This is a genomic window from Streptomyces sp. NPDC054840 (assembly GCF_053611065.1).
Genome location: NZ_JBSGZP010000868.1, coordinates 1 through 2,552, shown reverse-complemented (window position 1 = coordinate 2,552; position 2,552 = coordinate 1). Strand labels below are relative to the sequence as shown.

Sequence of the window (2,552 nt, the reverse complement as noted above, 5' to 3'; positions counted from 1 at the left end):
GCCTTCTTCGCCGCGGTCGCCTTCTTGGCCGGGGCCTTCTTGGCTGCCTTCTTGGCCGGGGCGGCCTCCTCGGCCACGGGTGCGGCCTCCTCGGCCGGCGCCGGGGCCTCGGTCACCGGGGTCTCGACGACCACCACGGCGGCCTCTGCCGCGCCGGCCGGGGAACCGGCGGGAGCGGTGGCCTTGCGGGTGGCACGGCGCCGCGGACGGGCCGGAGCGGCCTCCACGACGGGGGCCTCCTCGACCTCGGCGACGGCGACGACCTCGGGCTCGGGCTCGACGACGGGCTCGGGCTCCGGCACGACGACCGGCTCCGGCTCCGGGGCCACCTCGACCGCGGGGGCCGGGGCCCCCGCCGGGGCGGTGGCCTTACGGGTCGCACGGCGACGGGTACGGCCCTTGGGCGCGGCTTCCTCGACCGGGGCGGCCTCGACCGTCTCCGCAGCCTCGACGGCTTCGTCGACGACCGCGGCAGCCGGCTCCAGGACGGTGTCGGCCGGCTCGGTCACGGGCTCGGCGACGACCTCGGCCACCGGGGCCGGCGCCGGGGCGACCGCACCGCGCGGGGCGCCCGCCGGAGCGGTCGCCTTACGGGTGGCACGGCGCCGGTTGCGGCGGCCGCTGATGCCCGCGGCGGCCTCGGCCTCGGCCGGGCTGCTGTAGAGCTCCTCGTCCGCGACGAACTCCGGCTCGGGCAAGGCCTGCGGCGCGGCGGCCTCGGCGGCCACCTCGGCCTCGGTCTCAAAGCCCTCCGTCTCGACCGTCTCGACCTCGTGGTCGTGCTGGTCGAACTCGGTGCGGCCACCGCGGCGCTTGGCGCGCTTGCCGTTGCCACCGCCGCCGATCACGGTCGGCGTCTCCATGTGGACGATGACACCGCGGCCGTTGCAGTGGACACACGTCTCGGAGAAGGACTCCAGCAGACCCTGGCCCACCCGCTTGCGGGTCATCTGGACCAGGCCCAGCGAGGTGACCTCGGCCACCTGGTGCTTCGTACGGTCGCGGCCCAGGCACTCCAGCATCCGTCGCAGGACCAGGTCGCGGTTGGACTCCAGGACCATGTCGATGAAGTCGATGACGACGATGCCGCCCAGGTCGCGCAGCCGGAGCTGGCGCACGATCTCCTCGGCCGCCTCCAGGTTGTTCCTGGTGACGGTCTCTTCGAGGTTGCCGCCCTGACCGGTGAACTTGCCGGTGTTGACGTCGATGACGATCATCGCCTCGGTCTTGTCGATCACAAGCGAGCCGCCCGAGGGCAGCCACACCTTGCGGTCGAGCGCCTTGGCGAGCTGCTCGTCGATCCGGTACGTCGCGAAGACGTCGACCTCGGAGGTCCAGCGGGACAGCCGGTCGGCCAGGTCCGGGGCCACGTGGTTCACGTAGCCGTGGATGGTCTCCCAGGCGCCGTCACCGCTGACGATGACCTTCGAGAAGTCCTCGTTGAAGATGTCGCGCACGACGCGGACGGTCATGTCCGGCTCGCCGTAGAGCAGGCTCGGCGAAGACGTCGAGATCTGCTTCGACTTCTTCTGGATGTCCTCCCACTGGGCCTGCAGACGCTCGACGTCGCGGCGCAGCTCGTCCTCGCTCGCGCCCTCGGCGGCGGTGCGCACGATGACGCCCGCGTCCTCGGGGACGATCTTCTTGAGGATGGTCTTCAGGCGCGCGCGCTCGGTGTCGGGCAGCTTGCGGCTGATGCCGGTCATCGAGCCCTCGGGCACGTAGACCAGGTAGCGGCCGGGCAGCGAGACCTGGCTGGTCAGGCGGGCGCCCTTGTGACCGATCGGGTCCTTGGTGACCTGCACCAGGACCGACTGGCCGGACTTGAGGGCGGACTCGATGCGGCGCGGCCCGTTGGCCATGCCGAGCGCCTCGAAGTTGACCTCGCCGGCGTACAGGACGGCGTTGCGGCCCTTGCCGATGTCGATGAAGGCGGCCTCCATGGACGGCAGCACGTTCTGGACCTTGCCCAGGTAGACGTTGCCGACGTACGAGGTGGCTTCCTCCTTGTTGACGTAGTGCTCGACGAGCACGTTGTCCTCGAGGACGCCGATCTGGGTACGCTCGCCGGCCTGGCGGACGACCATGACGCGCTCGACGGCCTCACGGCGGGCCAGGAACTCGGCCTCGGTGATGATCGGGACACGACGGCGGCCCTGCTCGCGGCCTTCTCGGCGGCGCTGCTTCTTCGCCTCCAGGCGGGTCGAGCCCTTGATGGACTGGACCTCGTCGGAGGACTCGGTCCTCTCGCGCGCCGGGCGCGGCTCGCGGACCTTGACGACGGTACGCACACCGTCCTCGTCGCCCGCTTCGGTGGCCTCGGCAGCGCCCTCGCCACTGCGACGGCGGCGACGACGGCGACGACGGCTGGAGCTGGAGCCGAGGGCCTCGTCGGACTCCTCGTCCTCTTCCTCCTCGGCGTCCCGCTCGGCGGCGTCCTGCTCGGCGGTCTCGGCCTCGTGCTCGGCGGACGCGACGACGGAGCCGGTGTCACCGCGACGGCCGCGACCGGGGCCGCGGCGAGGGGGGCGCGACGGGGGCTCGCCGGGGTC

1 protein-coding gene is annotated in these 2,552 nt (G+C 72.6%); it reads right to left on the bottom strand.

What is annotated here, in order from left to right:
* On the bottom strand, window positions 1-2,552 hold a 2,552-nt coding region (locus ACWGIU_RS35225), incomplete at both ends, for an Rne/Rng family ribonuclease (protein WP_453712168.1).